A 20,110-nucleotide genomic window follows, 5' to 3' on the forward strand; every position below is an offset into this window, starting at 1 on the left:
TTATGAATATTAAACAGGCAAAAAACGAAGTGATCCGCACAGTTCGTGCGTATTTAGAGAAAAGGGACAACGGTGAGTATATGATCCCGGTGATCCGACAGCGCCCACTATTGCTTCTGGGAGCACCGGGTATCGGCAAGACGCAGATCATGGAACAGGTGGCAAATGAGTGTGGAATTGGGCTGGTATCGTACACGATCACTCATCACACCAGACAAAGTGCAGTCGGGCTCCCATTTATTCGTGAGAAGACTTACGGAGAGCAGACATATTCTGTGACAGAATATACGATGAGTGAGATCATTGCCAGTGTATATGAGAAGATAGAAAAGGGAAAGAAGGAGGGCATACTTTTTATCGATGAGATCAATTGCGTGTCCGAAACGCTTGCACCGACGATGCTGCAATTTTTGCAGTGTAAGACGTTCGGTAATCAGGCGATCCCGGAGGGCTGGATCATTGTGGCAGCCGGAAATCCGCCGGAGTACAATAAATCCGTCCGGGATTTTGATATGGTGACACTTGATCGTGTACGACGCATCATGGTCGAGCCGGATTATCCGGCGTGGAAAGAATATGCCCGCAGGCAAAGGATTCACAGCGGAATACTAAGTTATTTGGAACTGCGCCCGCAGAATTTTTATCGTGTACAAACGGATGTGGATGGAATGCTTTTTGTGACAGCGCGTGGCTGGGAGGATCTGAGCACGCTGATCCAGGTGTACGAAACGCTGGGGCAGCCGGTGGATGAAGATTTGATCAGCGAATTTATACAACATCCGGAAGTGGCAAAGGATGTGGCGGTCTACTTGGATCTGTATCGCAAGTATGAAGATGATTATGGCATTGAAGATATTTTACAGGGAAAAGAAGATGTCGCAGTATATCAACGGCTGCAAAATGCATCGTTTGACGAGCGGTTGAGCGTTGTCAATCTGTTGCTGTCGGGGCTTAACAGGCATTTTGCGAAGGTGGCAGATTACAAAAAGACAATGGATGCGTGGTATGCATCACTGAAGCAAATGCAGCAGGAGGCAGAGGCTGGCAGTGAGGAAGCGGCAAAAACGTTTGCCGCGCAAAAACCGGAGTTTGATCAAAAGCAGGAACAACTGATCCGAGAGGAAGATGCAGCATTAGAGGAATTGGAGAATGCCTTTTCTTTTATGGAAAATGCATTTCCGGAAGGGCAGGAAATGGTTGTTTTCGTCACAGAATTAACGATGGGTGGCGATTCAATGGCATTTTTGCAGGACAATCCTTGCGAGATCTATCAAAAATACAACCAGAAGTTTATGGTAGGGAGCAAACGTGCCGAGCTTTTGGCCGAGCTTGAGGAAGGTAAAATACGCAGCGAAGAGCATATCAGAGATTTTTAGGGTATAAGATGCCGAAATTGCCGGTAGATTTTTGAGGGGGATTTCTGTTATACTATTTTAAGCTGAGCGTTTTGTGCTCCTAAATATGTAAAACATAGCAGAGGATATTTCTGCGGAACGGAGGAATATAATGAGTGAAGAGTTGAAAGTTAAGGCATTGCATATGGGACCGGCAGAGTGTGCCGTTGATCTGGGCGATGGCAGTGAGCGTGGAGAATATGTGGATCAGGATTACATCCTGCAGAAACTGGGACGCCCACATAGAGCTGTCAATCTGATGTACTGCTATTATCCAAATGACGATAAGTGGCCGGGACGTGCCAGTGTTGTGCATGCAGATCCGTCTGTACAGTTCGCATGGGATTTTCCATACGATGATTATTTCACCTATAAGGGTGGTTTGAATGGAACATTAGATGATGAGCCGTTTACTTATATGAGAGATGTCCGTAAACATGGACAGGATGTGCTGCTTACGATGACAATTGATCCAAAGCTTACCGATGATCATATTATTGCAATCGCAAAGGATCTTCGTACGTTTGGACGTGTATTGCTTCGTATCAACCATGAGGCGACCGGTAACTGGTTCTCCTTTAATAAACGTGCTTCTTATGAGGAGGTTGCAGCATTCTTTACACATTGCTGCGAGATCATTCATCGTGAAGCTCCAAATGTTAAGACGATCATTTGTCTGGATGGCTGTAAGGAGTTAGAGGATGAGAAGATGGAAATGGAAGACATCTTCGCAGAGGCTTCCCGTGCAGCAGATATTGTGTCCGTTGACCGTTATATGGCACTTCATTGGGGATGGCCATATGATGTTGCAGAAGAGGGTGGAGATACGTTTGCGCGTCATACGGTAGACAAGATCTACAACTTAGCAAAGAAGAGCTATGAGCGTTACACATATGTAAATAATGGTGTTAAGAAGCCGATGGTATTGTCTGAGTTTAACGCCGATGGAGACGTAACCGGTGCCTATGATCAGGCAGACATGCTGAAAGAGTTTTGTGAGATGCTGAAAGCGGACAAGGAGAAATGGCTGTCAGGATTCACGTTATATCAGATGCGCGATAGAGGACGTCTGGGCTTGGAGATCGAGGATCCTAACAATGCGAATGTTGGTATCGAACAGCCAATTTTGAATACGTATCGTGAGATTATCCATGAGGATTTCTTTAGTCCGTCCATGGACGAAGGAAGTGAGATCACACTTCCGGCTACACTTCGCTGGGGTGGTTCTGAGGATGCAGAGGGTATTGCAGTTCCTTTGCACTTCGAGAAAAATCCGGTATTCTGTGAAGTATATTTTGATGAACAGACAATTGACATGAACTTGATGATGGAATTGAATGGACACTGGTTCTACAAGGCTCCGGGTGTGAAGTGCATCGATATGATGAGTGCATTCTTTAAGAAGCCTTTGGAGAGTGAAGCAGATATGAGTTTGAAAATATTTGCGCCACCGGCATCCGGTGAGAATGATCCATCACAGGGCGAGGATTGGATGACAAATTATTATGCGGAATTAAAGGCATTGCCGGAGGTTCGCATTCGTTTTGCTCCGATCGTAAAATAATACAGGAGCCGTGTTAAGCTATTTGTACGGCAGATGAGGGGCTGCCACAAGCGATAAGATACTTGTGGCAGCCCTATGTCACTTTATAGGAAACTGCTCATAGTGTGGTGTTATGCCACCAAGAATTGCTTTAGCAATTCTTGCAAAGCAAAGCGCTGGCTTTGCTTTTTTATATCTGACAGGTGAAACGGGTAATAATTACAGAGGGAAGCCAAACTCATCTGCATAGTAGCTATGAGGATCTTGCATGTGAAATGAGAAAAAAGATCACAGTTGCCAAATGTGTAAAAGGCAAGGTATAATAGAAATAATTGAGAACGAAATGATTCACAGCATGAGAGATGGAGGAGCGTCATGGGTGGAATGAAATTATGGAAACGTATTATGTTTTCCGTGGTGAGTATAATATGGGGATTTGCGTCATTAGATTATCTGTATTATGCCTTTCGTTTGATGACAGGAAAGACACGAAGCGACGGATCATATGATCTGCCCAGAGACGGCGCGGCTCAGCTTGCCGGGGTGGCGTTGTTTTTATTATGGTTTTTGGTTGTTTGGATGTATTTCCGGCTGATCCGGCGCAATACAGTGCAGATCAGCATGATAGAAGAAAATCCAACAACAGGCAGGCAGCGTGTTCGACATAAATGGTTTGATACCCTGCTGCAGATCGTAATGATCGTGACAGGGACGCTATTGCGCTGGAGCTATGTTGTGGTGTTTGTTTTTAACAGATAAGAGGGTATGTAGATGAAGATCAAAAAAGTATTAACGGCTAATTTGAAGCCGGGCATGGTTTCTTCGGAGGCAGCGTATACATATACCAATCATTTGGTTATCCAAAGTAATACGGTTTTGACGGAAGAGATTATCGAAAAATTAAAATACTATGCTGTAAAAGCGGTAAAAGTATATGTTCAGGAGGAGTCTGAGAATACGTCAGGGACGGTCAATTCGAAACAGTCAAATGTTGTAGAGACAGTGGAAGGCGTGTCTGCGCAGGTGCTGCCGGAAGGAGAGACGGACACGGTATCTGCTGCTGTAGAGCAATTAGCAGGTCCGACCTATTTTGAACGAGTTCAGCAATCAGAGGAATTTCGCGTATTTGAGTCAGAGTTTACTGATTGTGTAGGTGGTTTTAGGCAGTCCTTAAATGATATTGTGACCAAGAGTACAGATGGTCTGGTAGACAGTATGTTGGGTGATGTGGATGCACTGCTCAAAAAGACACGTAATCCACTGCATCTGTTGGACATGCTGCAGTGTATGCGTGGCTATGATGACATGACGTATACGCATTCAATGAATGTGGCACTGATCTGTAACGTGATCGGCAATTGGCTTCGCATGAATGAGAAAGACTTAAAGGTATTGGTGACCTGTGGACTGCTTCATGATATTGGTAAGCTGCGTGTGCCGAATGATATCATAACCAAACCGGGAAAGTTGACTGGGCAGGAATATGAGATTGTCAAGAAACATCCGCAATACGGATATGAAATGTTAAAAGATAAAAATTTGGATCGTCGTGTCAAATTGGCGGCATTGCAGCATCATGAGCGTTTTGGAGGAACCGGCTATCCATATGGATTGATGGGATCGGGTATAGAATATTTTTCGTCAATTGTTGCTGTTGCAGATGTATATGATGCAATGACGTCAAATCGTTGTTATCGCAAAGGAATCTGTCCTTTTAAGGTTATTGGAATCTTGGAACAGGATAAAGATGCATATGAACCGGGAGTATTGTATTTGTTTATGGAAAGAACGATAGAAGCTTATGTTAACACAGAAGTATTACTATCAAACGGGGAGCAGGGAAAGGTTGTCTTATTAAACAAATCCCTGCTCTCCAGACCAGTCGTTATGACAGATAAAGGAACTACTTATGATCTTTCGAAAGATTTTCGAATGAGTATTGAGGCACTGATCTGATCCTAAGTTTTAGTTACTCTGTGTAAGGTTTCACAGATTCACCTTTTTCTAAACAGGAGTCAACGATGACCGGTTTATAGGAACAGCCGCGTTTGTGCTCGATCAGAGAGATCAATTTTTCAGCTGCGATCCGTCCGATAACTTCGGTATCCTGATGTACCGTTGTAAGTCTTGGGCGCAGCTGGCTTGCAATGAAAATATCATCATAACCGGCAACGGAAACATCTTCCGGAATGGATAATCCCATATCGCGGATCGTTTCCATGCCACCGACAGCTGAATAGTCATCCTGGTAAATAATACAGGATGGCGGAGTCGGTAGAGAAAGAAGCTGACGTGTATATTGGCGCGCAGCAGTCAGGTTGCGGTATTCTGTGCTAATGTGGTATTCTGGCGGAATATCCAGACCGTGTTCCAGCATGACATTCTGATAACTGGTTACACGTTCACTGGTCACGGCAGAAGTTTCACCGGAAAGATAAGCGATTCGCTTGTGTCCCTGCGAAATGATATATTCAACGAGTTCTTTCATGCCACTGGCATTATCAGATAACACCGACATCGTGTTAGTATCCGGATACGTACGGTCAACGGTAACGACCGGGATATCGCTGTTGATCAGGGCTTCAACGTCCTGATTATCAAAGTCAATACAAGCAATCATGACGCCGTCCAAACCACGGTAACGGCAGTGCTCTAAATAGGTTTTGTGCTTATCGTGAGGCTGATTGCTGTTGATGAAGGTAATATCATAGCCCTTCGCCTCGGCAGTCACCTTGAAACTGTTCAATATTGAAGAAAAATAATCGTGCGTCAATCCACAATTTGCATCGTCCATAAAAAGGACACCGATGTTGTAACTTTTGTTGGTTCGGATCGCGCGGGCGTAATACTGTGGTACGTAGCCCATCTGTTTTGCGACTTGTTTTATGTGCTGTTTTGTGTCCTCGCTGATATCAGCCTTGTCATTGAGTGCTTTGCTCACAGTGGCAACGGATACACCACACAATTTTGCAATATCTTTGATGGATGCCATAGCATTGCAACCTCCTTACTTAAACATTTTCGATATCAGTATAACATAGTATGTTAAGTGGGGCAATGATAAAATTTTAGATGTTTGTTCATTTTTTACGAATTTGACAAAATCCAAGGAAACACACCATGTTGTGTATTGTGCGGAAGATCCCCACAAATAGGGGGCGTTTACTGTTTGTTCATAAATTGTTTACATATTAATTCCAAAAAACAGGTGACAGAATATAAAAAGAAAAGTATAATAGAAAAGGTAACCTGTCGGTAATATACCATTCGTTCAAAGCTCATTTTTTGTGCCGGATGGACGATATGTTATTTGAGATAGATTGGTAAAGATAGAGAAGACGAAGAAAAAAGATTAGGCAGTAAGGGAGGCGCGTTGTATGGATCTTATAGGTAAAAACGGAAAGATTGACGGCATTTTAGCAGCACAAGTACTGTTAGATGGCGGTGTCTTTTTCTTTAAGCCGGGAGAACTGTATTACGATGGTACGTATCACCAAGTGAAAGGAATGCAGGCTAATACGACTGCAATGAGGGACTTTCCGGGAATCTTTGATAAAATGGATACGCTTGCGCCGGAATTAGTCAATTTGATGGTATATATAGAGAAGAACACGATGTTCCGTGTCAAGCTGGAAGATTTAGGAGAAGAGATCCGCGAGTTTTTACAGAATGAAGATATGACAGGAATGACATTTCTCTATTTGTTTAAATGGCATTTGTTGGCGCTGAATCGTAATGTAGATGGTATCACGGTTTCGATGGAAACACGTGTATATACGGGGATTCCGGATGCGAAGAAGAAAGTCCGTGAGCTGGTAGAGATGCTTGTTGGATACAATGGAACAGATCCGAAGTCTGTTGCGATCAATGTGGTTGAGGTGGATGAGCATGGTAATGAGGTGAAAAGAGCAGAGGAAGAGGAAACTCCTGTGCCTGCAGAAGCACCGGCACCGGCACCGATGGAGGCTCCATCTACAGCACAGCATGAGGAGATCGAATCTTCAGATACAACACAGGTTGCATCTATTGTGGAGACGGCAGTATCTGACAGTGGTGCGATGGATCCTGTTGCAGAACCGATGCAGACAACGGCGGCAAGCCCTGTGGCAGTAGCAGCGGCAACTCCTGCAGCAGCATTGCCTGCAGAGTTTAGTTCCTATGCAGATGATGTTAAGCCGAAGTTACAGAAAGTAGCGGACGGTTGGACGCAGTATTTGGAGGAATTTAAGAAGGAACTGTCAACCGTACGTTTTACAGGATTTTCGGATCCTAAGATCAAGGAGATGCGCGATAAGATTGCCGACAAACAGGAAGATTTTGGTGGCGATCTGGAAGAGATCTTGGAAGATCTATATGATCATATTGATGAATTGGATGGTAAGGGTGTTCCTGAGGATGTCATGAAGTCTGTTCTTGATCTGGAGAGAGACTGTTACGCGGAACTTACGAATCTGCGTGTTGAGTTTGATAATATCGGAGCAGTCGAATATCGTATCTCACGTCGTTGCTCCAGAAAGCACGAACAGTGGGAAGATGTTTATCGGAAGCTGCCATCCGTACTTAAAGCGGCTGAGGAAGAGCGCAAGAATCAGGCGCGCAAGCAGGTTGAAGATGAGATCAACGAGATTCGTGCACAGATCAATTTAATGGTTAAGAATTATAATGATGCGAAAGCTGTTGTTGAATATGCGCAGAAACAGTTAGAGTCCAGTAAGGGCAATTTCGAAGAGGATCGTAAGAAACTCGTTGCACGCGGAGAGGCGGCAGTTGGTGCTGTAGATCAGCGCATTCGTGAGAATAATATGCGTATTGAAGAAATGGAAGTTGAGAATAAGAAGCTGGAAGATGAGTTGAAGGATGCTTCCGGATTTGCACTTGGTCGTAAGAAGACGATTCGAGACACCATTGAATATAATATGTCGTTTATCAATAAATACCGTGATGTCGGACAGAACTTAGAGGCTGAAAGACAGCAGGTTGCGGATGAATGGAATCGAAAGCTGCATGACCTTGTTGGTGATACCGATAAGTTAAAGCATGAGATCACTGAGAATATGGGGAAGATGAAGCAGCTAGAGCAGAGTGTTGCTGCAGAGAAGCAAAGCTTGCTGCAGAAAGAAGCAGAACTTTCCAAGATGTAGAGGATCTACGATCGTCACTGGTAAGTCTTTATCTGACAAATGGGAAGGTGACTGTTTGGAGACTGTGGTGCTGTTACAGTGCAAATGATCAGTACAAAAATCAAAAGACGTCATGTTTAGACATGGCGTCTTTTCTAAATTAACAACAGGATAACTCATTTCGTACTATCAAAAAAGAAAATGCGGCAAGGCAATTGCTATAGTTTCTTGATGGCAGCTTTGAATGTGCGAAGTTTGAGTTAAAAAAAGAAGGAGAAAGGCAGGAGTTCTATGAGGATTGGAGTAGATTATTATCCGGAGCACTGGCCGGAAGAAGTGTGGGAACAGGATGCAGATCGTATGCAGGATGCAGGGGTGTCGGTGGTGCGAATGGCAGAGTTTGCCTGGAGTCGTCTGGAGCCGGAGGAAGGTGTGTATGAATTTGGCTGGTTAGATAGAGCAGTGCAGGTGTTTACAGAGCGTGGCATGGATATTGTGCTCTGCACGCCGACATGCACACCGCCACAGTGGATGTTTCATCGTTATCCGGAGGTGATACAGGTGGGGCGTGACGGCAATAAAATACCGATCGGGGTGCGCGGACACCGTTGCATGAGTAATCTTCGTTATCGCGATTTTTGTGATAAGATCATCAGCAGAATGGTAGGACGTTATTGTGATAATCCGAATGTCATTGGATATCAGATCGATAATGAGTTAGAGGCCAATCATTGTCGATGTCCGGAATGTGTCAGCCGTTTTCGGAAATATGTTCAGGGAAAATACCATACGATCGATGCCGTAAACCGTGCTTATGGAAATGCGGTGTGGAGTGGGGAATACAGCTGCTTTGAGGAGATAGAACCTCCGACAGCTGCCGTGCTGCAATGGCAGAACCCCTCATTGACACTGGACTATAACCGTTATGCATCGGAAAGCACGGTGGATTATGTGCGATTTCAGGAGCAGATCATTCGTGAGCTCGCACCAGATGCGCTGATCACGACCAATAACTGGCTTTGTGAAAATATGCCTGACTTTTATGATATGTTTGAGACGTTGGACATTGTGTCTTACGATAATTATCCGGCGCTTACATTGCCAAAAGACCGACAGACATTATATTCGCATGCGTTTCATTTGGATCTGATGCGTGGCATCAAACGCCAAAACTTCTGGATCATGGAACAGCTTAGTGGTGCTATGGGAAGCTGGATGCCGATGACACCGACATTATATCCGGGTATGTTAGAGGGATATTCCCTGCAGGCATTTGCTCATGGCGCAGATACGGTGATACAGTTTCGCTTTCGGACTGCATGCTCCGGTGCAGAGATGTATTGGCATGGTCTGTTGGATCACAGTAACATGCCGGGAAGACGGTATAAAGAGTTTGAACATTTATGCCGCAGGGCAGGGCAGTTAGAAGAAGTTAGAGAGTCTGAGATCATCAGCAGCGTAGCGGTTTTGTATGGTTCCGATCAGGAGTATGCGTTCAAATTGCAGCATCAGGCAGAGGGGATGTATTATTTGGAACAGCTCAAAAGCCTGCATGATGCCTTTGCTGCGATCGGAATGAATGTGGATATCATTGATGAGAAAGCGGATTTATCAGGCTATGATATTGTGTTGGCACCTACGCTGCAGATCACCAATGAAATAGTGGTACAGCAGTTATATCAGTTTGTGGCAGAAGGTGGCACTATTGTGTTGACCAACCGTTGTGGTGTGAAAGATATGTACAATAAATGTCAGATGGATTTATTGCCGACCGTGTACCGAGAGCTGGTAGGAGTGCATGTGGAAGAATATGATGTCATTGGAACGGTGATACAGGATGTTTGCATACAGGATGACGAGTTACGGCAAAGCTTTGAGCAGACACGGAAGGTGCAGTGGCAAGGGGAGCCGGTGAAGCCTTGTGCAACGCAGTGGTGTGATCTGTTGAAGGCAGATACGGCAGAGGTGTTAGCTGTGTATCAGGCGCAGGAGGGCAGCAGAGAAGCTTTTTACCGGGGAACGCCTGTGGTGACCAGGAATGAATATGGAACCGGTGAAGCATACTATCTGGGGACAGTATTAGACCGTGCATCTTACATTTCTTTGGCGAAGACACTTGCAAAGCGGCGTCAATTGGAATATGATGAAAATCTGCCATTAGGTATGGAAGTGACAACCAGAGTTGGCACCAAGCAGGAATGGCGTTTTTGGTTTAATAACACAATGCAGACTGTCTGTCTGCAGGATGGAAAGACATTTGCACCTTTTGAAATGAAGGTGGCACATAGGAAGAGAGGAGAGACAACATGGGAATTTTATCCAAACTAGAGCCCAACAGAGTGTTTTATTATTTTGAGGAGATCTGTCAGATCCCACACGGTTCGACCAATACGAAAGAAATCAGTGATTATTGTGTGAATTTTGCAAAAGAGCATGGACTGCGCGTACAGCAGGACGATGCTAATAATGTCATTATCTGGAAAAATGGTTCGCAGGGGTATGAAGATCATGCGCCGGTTATGCTGCAGGGACATATGGACATGGTGTGTGAAAAGGAAGCTGACTGCGGTATTGACATGCAGACACAGGGATTGGATCTGCAATTGGAAGACAATGTGATCAGTGCCCGTGGTACGACTTTGGGCGGGGATGATGGTATTGCGGTAGCATATGCTTTAGCAATACTGGAATCGACAGACATTCCACATCCGCCGTTGGAAGTAGTGTTTACCGTAGACGAAGAGATCGGTATGCTTGGTGCAGCAGCACTGGATATGTCACCGCTGAAAGCGCGTACGATGTTAAATATGGATTCGGAGGATGAGGGATATTTGTTAGTAAGCTGTGCAGGAGGATTGACGGCAAAGGCACATTTGCCGGTGAAGCGTGACAGCGTAACAGATGTTTCTTATATGCAGCTTACAGTTACCGGATTATTGGGCGGACATTCCGGCGTAGAGATCGATAAAGGAAGGGCAAATGCAAATATTATGCTGGGAAGAGCATTATATGAGCTTGCACAGGATTGTGAATATAAGATCGTGTCGATAGAGGGCGGTAAGAAAGATAATGCGATCCCACGTGAGGCGCATGCTGTTCTGGCAGTGAAAAATGGGGATGTCACTGTAGCGTCGGCAAAGGTGAAAGCACTTCAGGAGATCTACCGCAAAGAATATTGTCATACAGATGCAGAGATTACAGTGACGATCGATCGGGCGTCACAGGACATAACATGTGATCCGATGGACAGAGAGACAACAGAGCGAATTGTGACAGCGTTAATGAATCTGCCGAACGGTATTCAAAATATGAGCTTTGCAGTGGAAGGATTAGTGCAGACTTCGCTGAATCTCGGCATTATGGTGACAGATGCGCAAGAAGTGTGTCTTTCCTATTCCGTGCGCAGCAGTGTGGAAACACAGAAAGAATATTTAGTGGAACAGATTTCTTGCCTGGTAAAACGTCTTGGTGGAACGGTCACCTGTATAGGAGAATATCCTGCTTGGGAATATAGAGAACAGTCGCCGTTACGAGACAAAATGATTGAAATCTTTGAAAAGCAGTATGGCAGAAAACCGATCGTGCAGGCATTGCACGCAGGAGTGGAATGCGGACTGTTCGCCGGACAGCTTCCGGGACTGGATTGTGTTTCTTTTGGTCCTGATATGAAAGATATTCACACGCCGAAAGAAACGATGGATGTCGGCAGTGTAGAGAGAACTTGGAACTATGTCCTTGAAATATTAAGAAATTTGTAATAATTTACGCATAAGTTTCGTGGTAAAATATTACAACAATAAAAAAATGTGAGTTCTCAGAGCACTTTTGTGCATATCATTTCGGTTAGAGGGACCGGATACCATAGATGTTGAGAGAACAGCAGGGACAAATGGAGGGATTGAGAGGGTATGCACAAGTTAATGCAGTTTTTTTATCGATTCAGTCTGTATTTTACTGCGGTGATCGCCGGAATATTATTGGTGATGTCGATGGTATGTATGTACGGATATAAGGAGTATCTTTCCGGTGGCAACTATGCGTTAGGTAATGTGGCAGTGATACTGTTGGCGGTTGCGCTGGGGGTACTTTTGGTGATGTTGTACCGCAAAATGCAGGGCACCGGCCAGAAAGCGACAGTGATTCTGTTTCTTTCAATCATTTTGTTACAGATTGGATTTTTGGTATTCGTATCGCATCCGATGTCAATCAGCGACCCGGCACGCGTTCAGAATGAAGCGTTGCAGATGGTAAAAACGCAGCATGGACAGATGAATACGAAGGATGAATATTTTCAGCGGTATTCTAACAATCATTTCATGCTGGTATTTTTCTATTACTATTATAAATTATTATTTCGAATTGGCATCACGCATGTTGTTATTCCGAATATTGTGCTGAATATCTTCTGTGTGGATATAGGTATTTATATTACGTATCGAACCGCAAAGAGATTGCGAGGTATAGGATTTGCAAACTGGGTGTTATTACTCTTTTTGCTTTGCCCGACGATTTATGTATGGCTGACAACAGTATATACCAACACGATCTCTTTTCCGTTTGTTATGGCGGTGTTGTATCTGGCGTTATGGCTGCGCCATGAGAATCTGACGGTGAAAAATATTATCAAATGTATATTACTCGGTTTGATGATGGCGGTCGGTTACTGGATTCGGCCTACGACGATCTTGCCGATCCTGGCGATGATCTTATTTGCGGCAGTGCAATTTTTTAAAGATCCGATCTTTGTAAAAAGTGGGGATAGAAGATATGTGAACCCCAAGTGGAATCTGCTCCATAAAGCTTCTGGCAGGAGAAATACGATCGTTAAGGCTGTTCTTGTAGTGGCGGTTTTTGCCGTTACATTTACAGCGTGCGGCAAGCTGGTTGATCGTCATGTGAATTCTGATCAGGTGACAGGCAGTTTCCCGGTGACGCACTGGCTGATGATGGGGCTGAACCAGAAAAGCTATGGTGGATATGCCAGAGAAGATGAGGCATATACGGAGAGCTTTCCAACAAAAGATATGAAAACACGTGCGGACATTACGCGTGCGAAGGGACGATTGCATCAGCTGGGCTTGATCGGTGTGGTCCGTCAGATGGGAACGAAGATGCTTCGTGTTTGGGCGATGGGCGATGATGATTCATTGCCAAAAGCTTCATATGCAAGTGATTTTCCGGTACTGTATGAGTATGTGATGGGAAAAGATTGTGGCGCGGCAGTGATCTATACACAGGCGTTTCGTGTTTGTATTTTCGCATTTTTATTATTCTGTGTGATACGACAGATCAGGCGGCGGGACTGCGAAGAAATGTTTTTGTTTACGCTGACGTTCCTGGGGGCTGTGATGTTCTTTATTTTGTGGGAGGCAAACCGCAAATATAATATATGTTTTATGGGCGTTTATCTTATGTTGATGGCAGAGGGAGGCCGTTACGCCTCAGCAAAAGCAGAAGAGAGCGGAGATCGTATTGTTTTTGCTAAGTTGACTAGAAAGAAAGCTGCAGTTAGTGTTGGTATCCTGTGCTTGGGTGCAACGATACTGATCCAAATTCCGCTGCTTCGCTCTCATCAGCGAATATTGGATAAACGATATTATCAAAGTCGTAATTTTCCGGATGCCGTACCGATAAGTTATGTTACGAATAAAACGCCGAAACTTGTGGAGCAGACCTTACAGAAGGGGCAGTATGCAACCAAGGATCAATGGAATATATTGGTGATCTCTTTTGGGCTGGATGGGGTAGACCTTAGTTCTACGAAAGAAGAGTATGAAGTTTCCCTTATTTCCAGGGAGGATGGTAAGTACCTGTATCGGGGGAAAATTGCGCCATGCAATCTGACAGAAAAACGACAGCTTCGAATTTATGTAACGGGGAAAAAGAAGGTTACGGAAGAGGGATATCTGCTTCGAATGAAACATATCGGCTCAGAATATCATATGCTGCCAACAGTCAACAAATTCCCGGATCTTGATCCGTATCCGTATGGCGAGTTGTCGATCGATGGAAAGCAGACGAAATTTGATCTGAATATGAGACTTCTTTATAGCGGAGGCAAACAATGATCACACCATTGGCATTATAGGCAATGTGTGATTCGGACGGTAACTTTCGGCATGGAAAGTTTGAGTAAGTAATTCAGTATTTGCAGATAGAAGTATATTTGGTTTGTGACACTGTAATCATAAATTATAAGAAACCACTTGACAGTGGTTTCTTTTTTGTTATAATAAAGAAAACGTATGAATGATTATTCATATGTTAATATAAACAATCAAACAAACAAGTAGAGGAATACTTGGAAAGGAGATGCCTGCACGTCAAGAGATGCAGGTAGAGAAAGAAAGGAGTTTTTATTATGAAAAAGACGTATAAGATTGATGTGGATTGCGCAAACTGTGCAGCAAAGATGGAGGAAGCTGCTAAGAACACAGCAGGAGTAAAGGATGCGACTGTGAACTTTATGACCTTAAAGATGATCGTAGAATTTGAAGATGGCTGTGATCCTAAGAGTGTTATGCCGGATGTGCTTAAGAATTGCAAAAAGGTAGAGGATGACTGCGAGATCTTTCTGTAGAGTGAGGAGAGATTGTAATGAATAAAAAACAAAAAAAAGTATTGATCCGAATTATCGTGGCAGCAGTATTGATGATCGCGTTATCTGTAATACCGGTTGTTCCGTCAAAAGGTGTGATACGGTTTGTACTATTTATGATCCCGTATCTGGTGATCGGCTATGATATATTAAGAAAAGCGTTTAAGGGCATCTTAAATCGTCAGGTCTTTGATGAAAATTTTTTAATGGCAGTGGCTACGGTCGGAGCAATTTTGCTCGGAGACTATGTTGAGGGAACCGCTGTTATGCTGTTTTACCAGATCGGTGAACTTTTTCAGAGTTATGCAGTTGGCAAAAGCCGCCGCAATATCAGCGAATTGATGGATATTCGTCCGGATTATGCGAATATTGAGGTGGATGGAGAGATCACACAGGTAGATCCGGACGAAGTTGAGATCGGCACGGTGATCGTAGTCCAGCCGGGAGAAAAAGTACCGATCGATGGTGTTGTAGAACAGGGAAAGGCATCCTTAAATACGAGTGCATTGACCGGAGAGAGTAAGCCAAGAGAGGTGCAAGAGGGCGATGAAGTCATCAGCGGCTGCATTAATATGACCGGACTGCTTCATATCCGCACTACGAAAGAATTTGGTGAGTCAACCGTATCTAAGATTTTGGATCTGGTGGAAAATTCCAGTTCCAAGAAATCGAGATCTGAGAATTTTATTACAAAATTTGCGAAATATTATACACCGGCGGTATGCTATGGTGCGTTGGCGCTTGCTGTTTTGCCGCCACTTGTGAGAATGTTTGCGATGGGGTTGGATCCGAGCTTTGGAGATTGGATCTACCGCGCGTTGACATTCTTGGTTATCAGTTGTCCGTGTGCATTGGTTATCAGTATCCCGTTAAGTTTCTTCGCGGGACTGGGAGGAGCAAGCCACGAAGGTGTACTTGTAAAGGGATCTAATTATTTAGAGACGTTAGCCGGTGTGAAGTGTGTGGTGTTTGATAAGACCGGTACAATGACACAGGGCGTCTTTGAAGTGATCGGCGTACACCACAGTAAGCTGGAAGAACAGAAATTGTTGGAATATGCTGCACACGCAGAGTGCCATTCAACGCATCCGATCAGTAAGAGTTTGTGTAAGGCATATCAGGGCAAGATCGATCAGAGCAGAGTGACAGACGTAGAAGAAATTGGCGGCAATGGCATTATTGCTGTTGTTGACGGCAAAAAGATCGCAGTTGGCAATAGCAAATTGATGAGGAAGATTGGTGTAGCGTGTCAGGAATGCCACAAAGTAGGGACGGTCGTTCATGTTGCTATTGATGGGGAGTATAGCGGACATATACTGATCGCAGATGTGCTCAAGCCAAATGCAAAAAAGGCAATTGAGGCGCTTCATCGTGCCGGTATCGCGCATACAGTTATGCTGACAGGGGATGACAGCCGCGTAGCAGCACAGATAGCAGAGGAACTTCGCATTTCTGAGGTTCACAGTGAATTGCTGCCGGGAGACAAAGTGACACAGTTAGAGGCACTGTTAGACAAACAGCCTGCTAAATCAAAACTTGCTTTTGTCGGTGATGGTATTAATGACGCACCGGTGCTGTCGAGGGCGGATATTGGTATTGCTATGGGAGCACTCGGCTCCGATGCAGCGATTGAAGCGGCAGATGTGGTTTTGATGGATGATGATCCCTTAAAGATTTCCAAGGCAATCCGCATTGCACGTAAATGTATCCGCATTGTTTATGAGAATATTTACTTTGCAATCGGCATTAAGCTGCTGTGTCTGCTTTTGGGAGCGATTGGAATTGCTAACATGTGGTTTGCAATCTTTGCGGATGTCGGGGTTATGGTATTAGCCGTATTGAATGCGATCCGTGCTCTGTTTGTGAAGAAGTTATAACTCAAACTTCGTGCATCCAAAGTTGCCGTTATAATTTGTTTGGGTCAGATATGGTAAAGTGGTGTCAATAGGAGGGAATATTGACACCGCTTTTTTGAAACTATAAAATAAACATGGATATTGACAGAAAGAATAGGTGAGACTATGCAGAAAGATTTAGATAAAGAACCGGTATGCTGCGAGACAGTGGAAGTGCATGAGGACTTGCTGCGGATCGTGGAACAGACAATGCCGGAGGAGACAGAATTGTATGATCTGGCAGAGCTGTTTAAGGTGTTTGGGGATTCCACCCGCATACGGATCCTGTTTGTGCTTTCTTCGGCGGAAGTATGTGTGTGTGATCTGGCGAGAGTGCTTAATATGACGCAGTCGGCGATCTCTCATCAATTGCGCATTCTCAAGCAAAATAAATTGGTCAAAAGCCGCAGAGAAGGCAAATCCATATTTTATTCTCTGGCAGATGGACATGTTAGTACGATCATTGCACAGGGACGCGATCATATTGAGGAGGATGCATAACATATTGTTATCACAAAAAGTTAGTTGTTTCTTACGATATGACTTGCATTTCCTAGTCAAGTAGTGTAAATTATCTAATGGAAACAGAAAAATTAAGAGACTGCTCTGTTATCATTTCATAGTATGCATAGGTGCATAGTGTGAAAAGTAGACCATTACGATATCATAGAAAGGAAGAGATAGACATGAGCAAATTGATTTATTTGGATAATGCGGCAACAACGAAGGTACATCCGCAGGTGTTGGAGGCAATGATGCCTTATTTTTCTGAGGAATACGGCAATCCATCCAGTATATATAGTTTCGCAGGTAAGAGTAAGAAGGCTGTAGAGGATGCCAGACAAACAGTGGCTGACTTTTTGGGTGCCAATGCTAATGAGATTTATTTTACAGGTGGTGGAAGCGAGTCTGATAACTGGGCGCTGAAAGCGACAGCTATTGCGAAGAAAGAAAAAGGAAATCATATTATTACTTCTGCGATAGAGCATCATGCGATCCTGCATACATGTGAATATTTGGAAAAGAATGGTTTTGAGGTGACTTACGTTGGAGTAGATGAGGATGGAGTGATCAAGCTGGATGAGCTGAAAGCAGCTATTCGACCGACAACGATCATGATCTCGGTTATGTTTGCAAACAATGAGATTGGTACCATTCAGCCGATCAAGGAGATCGGTGAGATTGCTAAAGAGCATGACATTATTTTCCATACCGATGCAGTACAGGCTTATGGACATGTTCCGATCAATGTGGACGAGTATCATATTGATATGTTGAGTGCCAGTGGACATAAGATTAACGGGCCAAAGGGAATCGGTATTATGTATTTGCGCAATTCTGTTAAGATTGGACCATTTATTCATGGTGGGGCACAGGAGAGAAATCGCCGTGCCGGCACACATAATGTTCCGGGAATTGTTGGCTTTGGTAAAGCAACGGAGATCGCTAAAGAGACAATGGCAGAACGAAGTGCCTATGAGACGAAGTTGAGAGATCGCCTGATTGAGGGTCTTACCGCAATTCCGAATTCCAGACTGAATGGACACCGTACGAATCGTCTTCCTAACAATGTAAATGTTGGATTTGAATTTATTGAGGGTGAGTCTATGCTGATCCTGTTGGATCAGAAAGGAATCTGCGGCTCTAGCGGATCTGCATGTACTTCGGGTTCTTTGGATCCGTCTCATGTATTATTGGCGATAGGGCTGCCGCACGAGAAAGCACATGGTTCTCTGCGATTGACCTTATCCGAGGAGACAACCGAAGAAGATGTAGATTTTGTCATTGAGCAGGTGAAAGCAAATGTGGACAGACTTCGAAGCATGTCACCATTGTATACCGATTATTTGAAGAGTCAGCAATAAGAATAGAACAAGATGGAGGATAAACGATATGTATAGTGAAAAGGTAATGGATCATTTCAGTAATCCTAGAAATGTGGGTGAGATCGAAGATGCCAGCGGTGTAGGAACTGTTGGTAATGCCAAATGTGGCGATATTATGCGTATGTATCTTGATATTGATGAAAACCAGGTGATTCGTGACTGTAAGTTTAAGACATTTGGCTGTGGTGCAGCAGTTGCAACAAGCAGTATGGCGACGGAGATGGTTATCGGCAAGACGGTACAGGAAGCTTTGGAAGTAACGAATGTGGCAGTTATGGAAGCATTAGATGGACTTCCACCGGTAAAGGTACACTGCTCCTTGTTGGCAGAAGAAGCAATTCATGCAGCGCTGTGGGATTATGCTGAGAAGAATCATATTAAGATCGAAGGGTTAAAGAAACCAAAGAATGATATTAACGATGAAGAGCCGGCGGAGGACTAAGCGATTATGAAAATTTCAACGAAAGGAAGATACGCATTGCGGCTGATGCTTGATATTGCAATGCATGACGCAGCGGGGCCGGTGCGTATTAAGGATGTTGCTGCGCGACAGGAGATCTCAGATAAGTATTTGGAACAGATCGTATCGGTTCTGAATAAGGCAGGATACGTCCGCTCTATACGTGGACCGCAGGGCGGATATCAATTGATCCGCAAGCCGAAAGACTACACTGTAGGGATGATCTTGCGACTGACCGAGGGCAGTCTTGCACCAGTCGGTTGTCTCGAATATGAGGAAAATGATTGCCCGAGACAGGAGATGTGCGCCACCTTGAAGTTGTGGAAAATGTTGGATGAATCCATTAAATCGGTTGTGGACAAAGTGACTTTGGAAGATCTGTTAGAGTGGCAGGAAGAGGTCGGATCGGATTATGTGATCTAATACTGTTTATTTATATGAGGAAGCAAGGAGTCGAAAATGTATTTGACTCCTTGCTTTTTATTTTACTAAAACTTCCCATACCGGAAGTTGCTGTAAGAACAACATATTGCTTATTATGTCGACAATAAATAAAATATTTTGCAGTCGACAAACTAAATTGTTCTGTCATCCTAGAACTAAGATAATTGCCGCAGGACGCAACTTTTTTGCGTGATTTCTTATTTTGTTAAGTCTCTGATGAATACATGCCCGAAGGATTGTTTGAGTCGTCCCGGTTTAGCAAGGTATCATCCATTTTTGGACGGGACGCTTTCGCTACGATGCGCTACGTCACGTTACTTAATGTCTCTGAAATACGAGACATAAGTAACGACGAGCGCAAAGTCCCTTTCAAAAATGATGAATACCTTGCTTCCGGGACTTCGAGTTTCCGAAGGGCATGTAAATCAATCATCAGAGACAACAAAATTTAGAAATCACCAAAAACGAAAATGCGACAAGGCAATTACTATAGTTCTCGGATGGCAGAAATCACTCTTTGGTGACTGCAAAATGCAATATAGTCATTGACATAATAAGCAATATGTGGTTCGGATAATAACTTCCGGTATGGGAAGTTTGCGTGATTTATTAAAAAACTGGAAAACGCTGGTCTTGGTCTTTATGGAGCAATTTGACGTATCGTGGCATATGATGGTATACTATATAAATTAGGGAAATGTTTCGTTTTGCCTAGAATGACAAGATCATTTGCGGCAAGAAAGGAGATATATGAAAAGAGGTTTCAAGCT

General features: G+C 44.0%; 15 protein-coding genes. 14 read left to right on the forward strand and 1 reads right to left on the reverse strand.

Features of this window, described 5'->3' with window-relative positions; genetic code table 11:
* The first annotated feature begins 2 nt into the window (after positions 1-2).
* The 4 genes from DXB73_RS07560 (at position 3) to DXB73_RS07575 (ending at position 4,893) form a co-directional block, all read left to right on the forward strand.
* The gene (locus tag DXB73_RS07560; RefSeq protein WP_118690669.1) at positions 3-1,376 is read left to right on the forward strand and encodes an AAA family ATPase; all 1,374 of its coding nucleotides are present in this window, start codon (positions 3-5) and stop codon (positions 1,374-1,376) included.
* A 130-nt stretch (positions 1,377-1,506) separates the two neighbouring features.
* Positions 1,507-2,958, forward strand: coding sequence for a hypothetical protein (locus DXB73_RS07565; protein ID WP_118690670.1), 1,452 nt, complete (start codon positions 1,507-1,509; stop codon positions 2,956-2,958).
* A gap of 354 nt (positions 2,959-3,312) precedes the next feature.
* Complete coding sequence (locus tag DXB73_RS07570; RefSeq protein WP_022026075.1) at positions 3,313-3,696, forward strand: hypothetical protein; 384 nt, start codon at positions 3,313-3,315, stop codon at positions 3,694-3,696.
* A 12-nt stretch (positions 3,697-3,708) separates the two neighbouring features.
* On the forward strand, positions 3,709-4,893 hold the full coding sequence (locus DXB73_RS07575) for an HD-GYP domain-containing protein (RefSeq protein ID WP_118690671.1): 1,185 nt from the start codon (positions 3,709-3,711) through the stop codon (positions 4,891-4,893).
* Between the two features lie 13 nt (positions 4,894-4,906).
* Here DXB73_RS07575 and DXB73_RS07580 read toward each other — a convergent pair whose 3' ends face one another.
* Positions 4,907-5,929 (reverse strand): LacI family DNA-binding transcriptional regulator, encoded by a 1,023-nt coding sequence (locus DXB73_RS07580; protein ID WP_118507161.1) that lies wholly within the window; start codon positions 5,927-5,929, stop codon positions 4,907-4,909.
* Between the two features lie 385 nt (positions 5,930-6,314).
* Between DXB73_RS07580 and DXB73_RS07585 the strand changes: the two genes are divergently transcribed.
* The 10 genes from DXB73_RS07585 (at position 6,315) to DXB73_RS07630 (ending at position 19,319) form a co-directional block, all read left to right on the forward strand.
* Positions 6,315-8,078: a hypothetical protein gene (locus DXB73_RS07585; RefSeq protein ID WP_118690672.1), complete on the forward strand. Its 1,764-nt coding sequence runs from the start codon at positions 6,315-6,317 to the stop codon at positions 8,076-8,078.
* Between the two features lie 270 nt (positions 8,079-8,348).
* Positions 8,349-10,385, forward strand: coding sequence for a beta-galactosidase (locus DXB73_RS07590; protein WP_118690673.1), 2,037 nt, complete (start codon positions 8,349-8,351; stop codon positions 10,383-10,385).
* Positions 10,364-11,815 (forward strand): aminoacyl-histidine dipeptidase, encoded by a 1,452-nt coding sequence (locus DXB73_RS07595; protein WP_118690674.1) that lies wholly within the window; start codon positions 10,364-10,366, stop codon positions 11,813-11,815. The genes DXB73_RS07590 and DXB73_RS07595 overlap by 22 nt, the downstream gene beginning before the upstream one ends.
* A 150-nt stretch (positions 11,816-11,965) precedes the next feature.
* Positions 11,966-14,125, forward strand: coding sequence for a hypothetical protein (locus DXB73_RS07600; protein ID WP_118690675.1), 2,160 nt, complete (start codon positions 11,966-11,968; stop codon positions 14,123-14,125).
* A 293-nt stretch (positions 14,126-14,418) separates the two neighbouring features.
* Positions 14,419-14,637, forward strand: a complete 219-nt coding sequence (locus tag DXB73_RS07605) for a cation transporter (protein ID WP_022026067.1) — start codon at positions 14,419-14,421, stop codon at positions 14,635-14,637.
* 17 nt (positions 14,638-14,654) lie between these two features.
* Positions 14,655-16,532: a heavy metal translocating P-type ATPase gene (locus DXB73_RS07610; RefSeq protein WP_118690676.1), complete on the forward strand. Its 1,878-nt coding sequence runs from the start codon at positions 14,655-14,657 to the stop codon at positions 16,530-16,532.
* A gap of 144 nt (positions 16,533-16,676) precedes the next feature.
* Positions 16,677-17,051: a metalloregulator ArsR/SmtB family transcription factor gene (locus tag DXB73_RS07615; RefSeq protein ID WP_022026065.1), complete on the forward strand. Its 375-nt coding sequence runs from the start codon at positions 16,677-16,679 to the stop codon at positions 17,049-17,051.
* A gap of 185 nt (positions 17,052-17,236) precedes the next feature.
* The gene (nifS, locus tag DXB73_RS07620) at positions 17,237-18,415 is read left to right on the forward strand and encodes a cysteine desulfurase NifS (RefSeq protein ID WP_118690677.1); all 1,179 of its coding nucleotides are present in this window, start codon (positions 17,237-17,239) and stop codon (positions 18,413-18,415) included.
* A 28-nt stretch (positions 18,416-18,443) separates the two neighbouring features.
* On the forward strand, positions 18,444-18,878 hold the full coding sequence (nifU, locus tag DXB73_RS07625; RefSeq protein WP_118690678.1) for a Fe-S cluster assembly scaffold protein NifU: 435 nt from the start codon (positions 18,444-18,446) through the stop codon (positions 18,876-18,878).
* 6 nt (positions 18,879-18,884) lie between these two features.
* On the forward strand, positions 18,885-19,319 hold the full coding sequence (locus DXB73_RS07630) for an Rrf2 family transcriptional regulator (protein WP_118690679.1): 435 nt from the start codon (positions 18,885-18,887) through the stop codon (positions 19,317-19,319).
* Positions 19,320-20,110: the final 791 nt, after the last annotated feature.

It is taken from the genome of Clostridium sp. OM05-6BH, from assembly GCF_003481635.1.
Lineage (GTDB): Bacteria > Bacillota > Clostridia > Lachnospirales > Lachnospiraceae > Butyribacter.

What these genes read in the sequence shown, in the direction of transcription:
- DXB73_RS07570 (WP_022026075.1), top strand. Translation starts at nt 3,313, where the DNA reads ATGGGTGGAATGAAATTATGGAAACGTATTATGTTTTCCGTGGTGAGT.
- DXB73_RS07595 (WP_118690674.1), top strand. Translation starts at nt 10,364, where the DNA reads ATGGGAATTTTATCCAAACTAGAGCCCAACAGAGTGTTTTATTATTTT.
- nifS (WP_118690677.1), top strand. Translation starts at nt 17,237, where the DNA reads ATGAGCAAATTGATTTATTTGGATAATGCGGCAACAACGAAGGTACAT.
- DXB73_RS07580 (WP_118507161.1), bottom strand. Translation starts at nt 5,929, where the DNA reads ATGGCATCCATCAAAGATATTGCAAAATTGTGTGGTGTATCCGTTGCC.
- DXB73_RS07610 (WP_118690676.1), top strand. Translation starts at nt 14,655, where the DNA reads ATGAATAAAAAACAAAAAAAAGTATTGATCCGAATTATCGTGGCAGCA.
- DXB73_RS07575 (WP_118690671.1), top strand. Translation starts at nt 3,709, where the DNA reads ATGAAGATCAAAAAAGTATTAACGGCTAATTTGAAGCCGGGCATGGTT.
- DXB73_RS07615 (WP_022026065.1), top strand. Translation starts at nt 16,677, where the DNA reads ATGCAGAAAGATTTAGATAAAGAACCGGTATGCTGCGAGACAGTGGAA.
- DXB73_RS07565 (WP_118690670.1), top strand. Translation starts at nt 1,507, where the DNA reads ATGAGTGAAGAGTTGAAAGTTAAGGCATTGCATATGGGACCGGCAGAG.
- DXB73_RS07630 (WP_118690679.1), top strand. Translation starts at nt 18,885, where the DNA reads ATGAAAATTTCAACGAAAGGAAGATACGCATTGCGGCTGATGCTTGAT.
- DXB73_RS07585 (WP_118690672.1), top strand. Translation starts at nt 6,315, where the DNA reads ATGGATCTTATAGGTAAAAACGGAAAGATTGACGGCATTTTAGCAGCA.
- DXB73_RS07560 (WP_118690669.1), top strand. Translation starts at nt 3, where the DNA reads ATGAATATTAAACAGGCAAAAAACGAAGTGATCCGCACAGTTCGTGCG.
- DXB73_RS07590 (WP_118690673.1), top strand. Translation starts at nt 8,349, where the DNA reads ATGAGGATTGGAGTAGATTATTATCCGGAGCACTGGCCGGAAGAAGTG.
- nifU (WP_118690678.1), top strand. Translation starts at nt 18,444, where the DNA reads ATGTATAGTGAAAAGGTAATGGATCATTTCAGTAATCCTAGAAATGTG.
- DXB73_RS07605 (WP_022026067.1), top strand. Translation starts at nt 14,419, where the DNA reads ATGAAAAAGACGTATAAGATTGATGTGGATTGCGCAAACTGTGCAGCA.
- DXB73_RS07600 (WP_118690675.1), top strand. Translation starts at nt 11,966, where the DNA reads ATGCACAAGTTAATGCAGTTTTTTTATCGATTCAGTCTGTATTTTACT.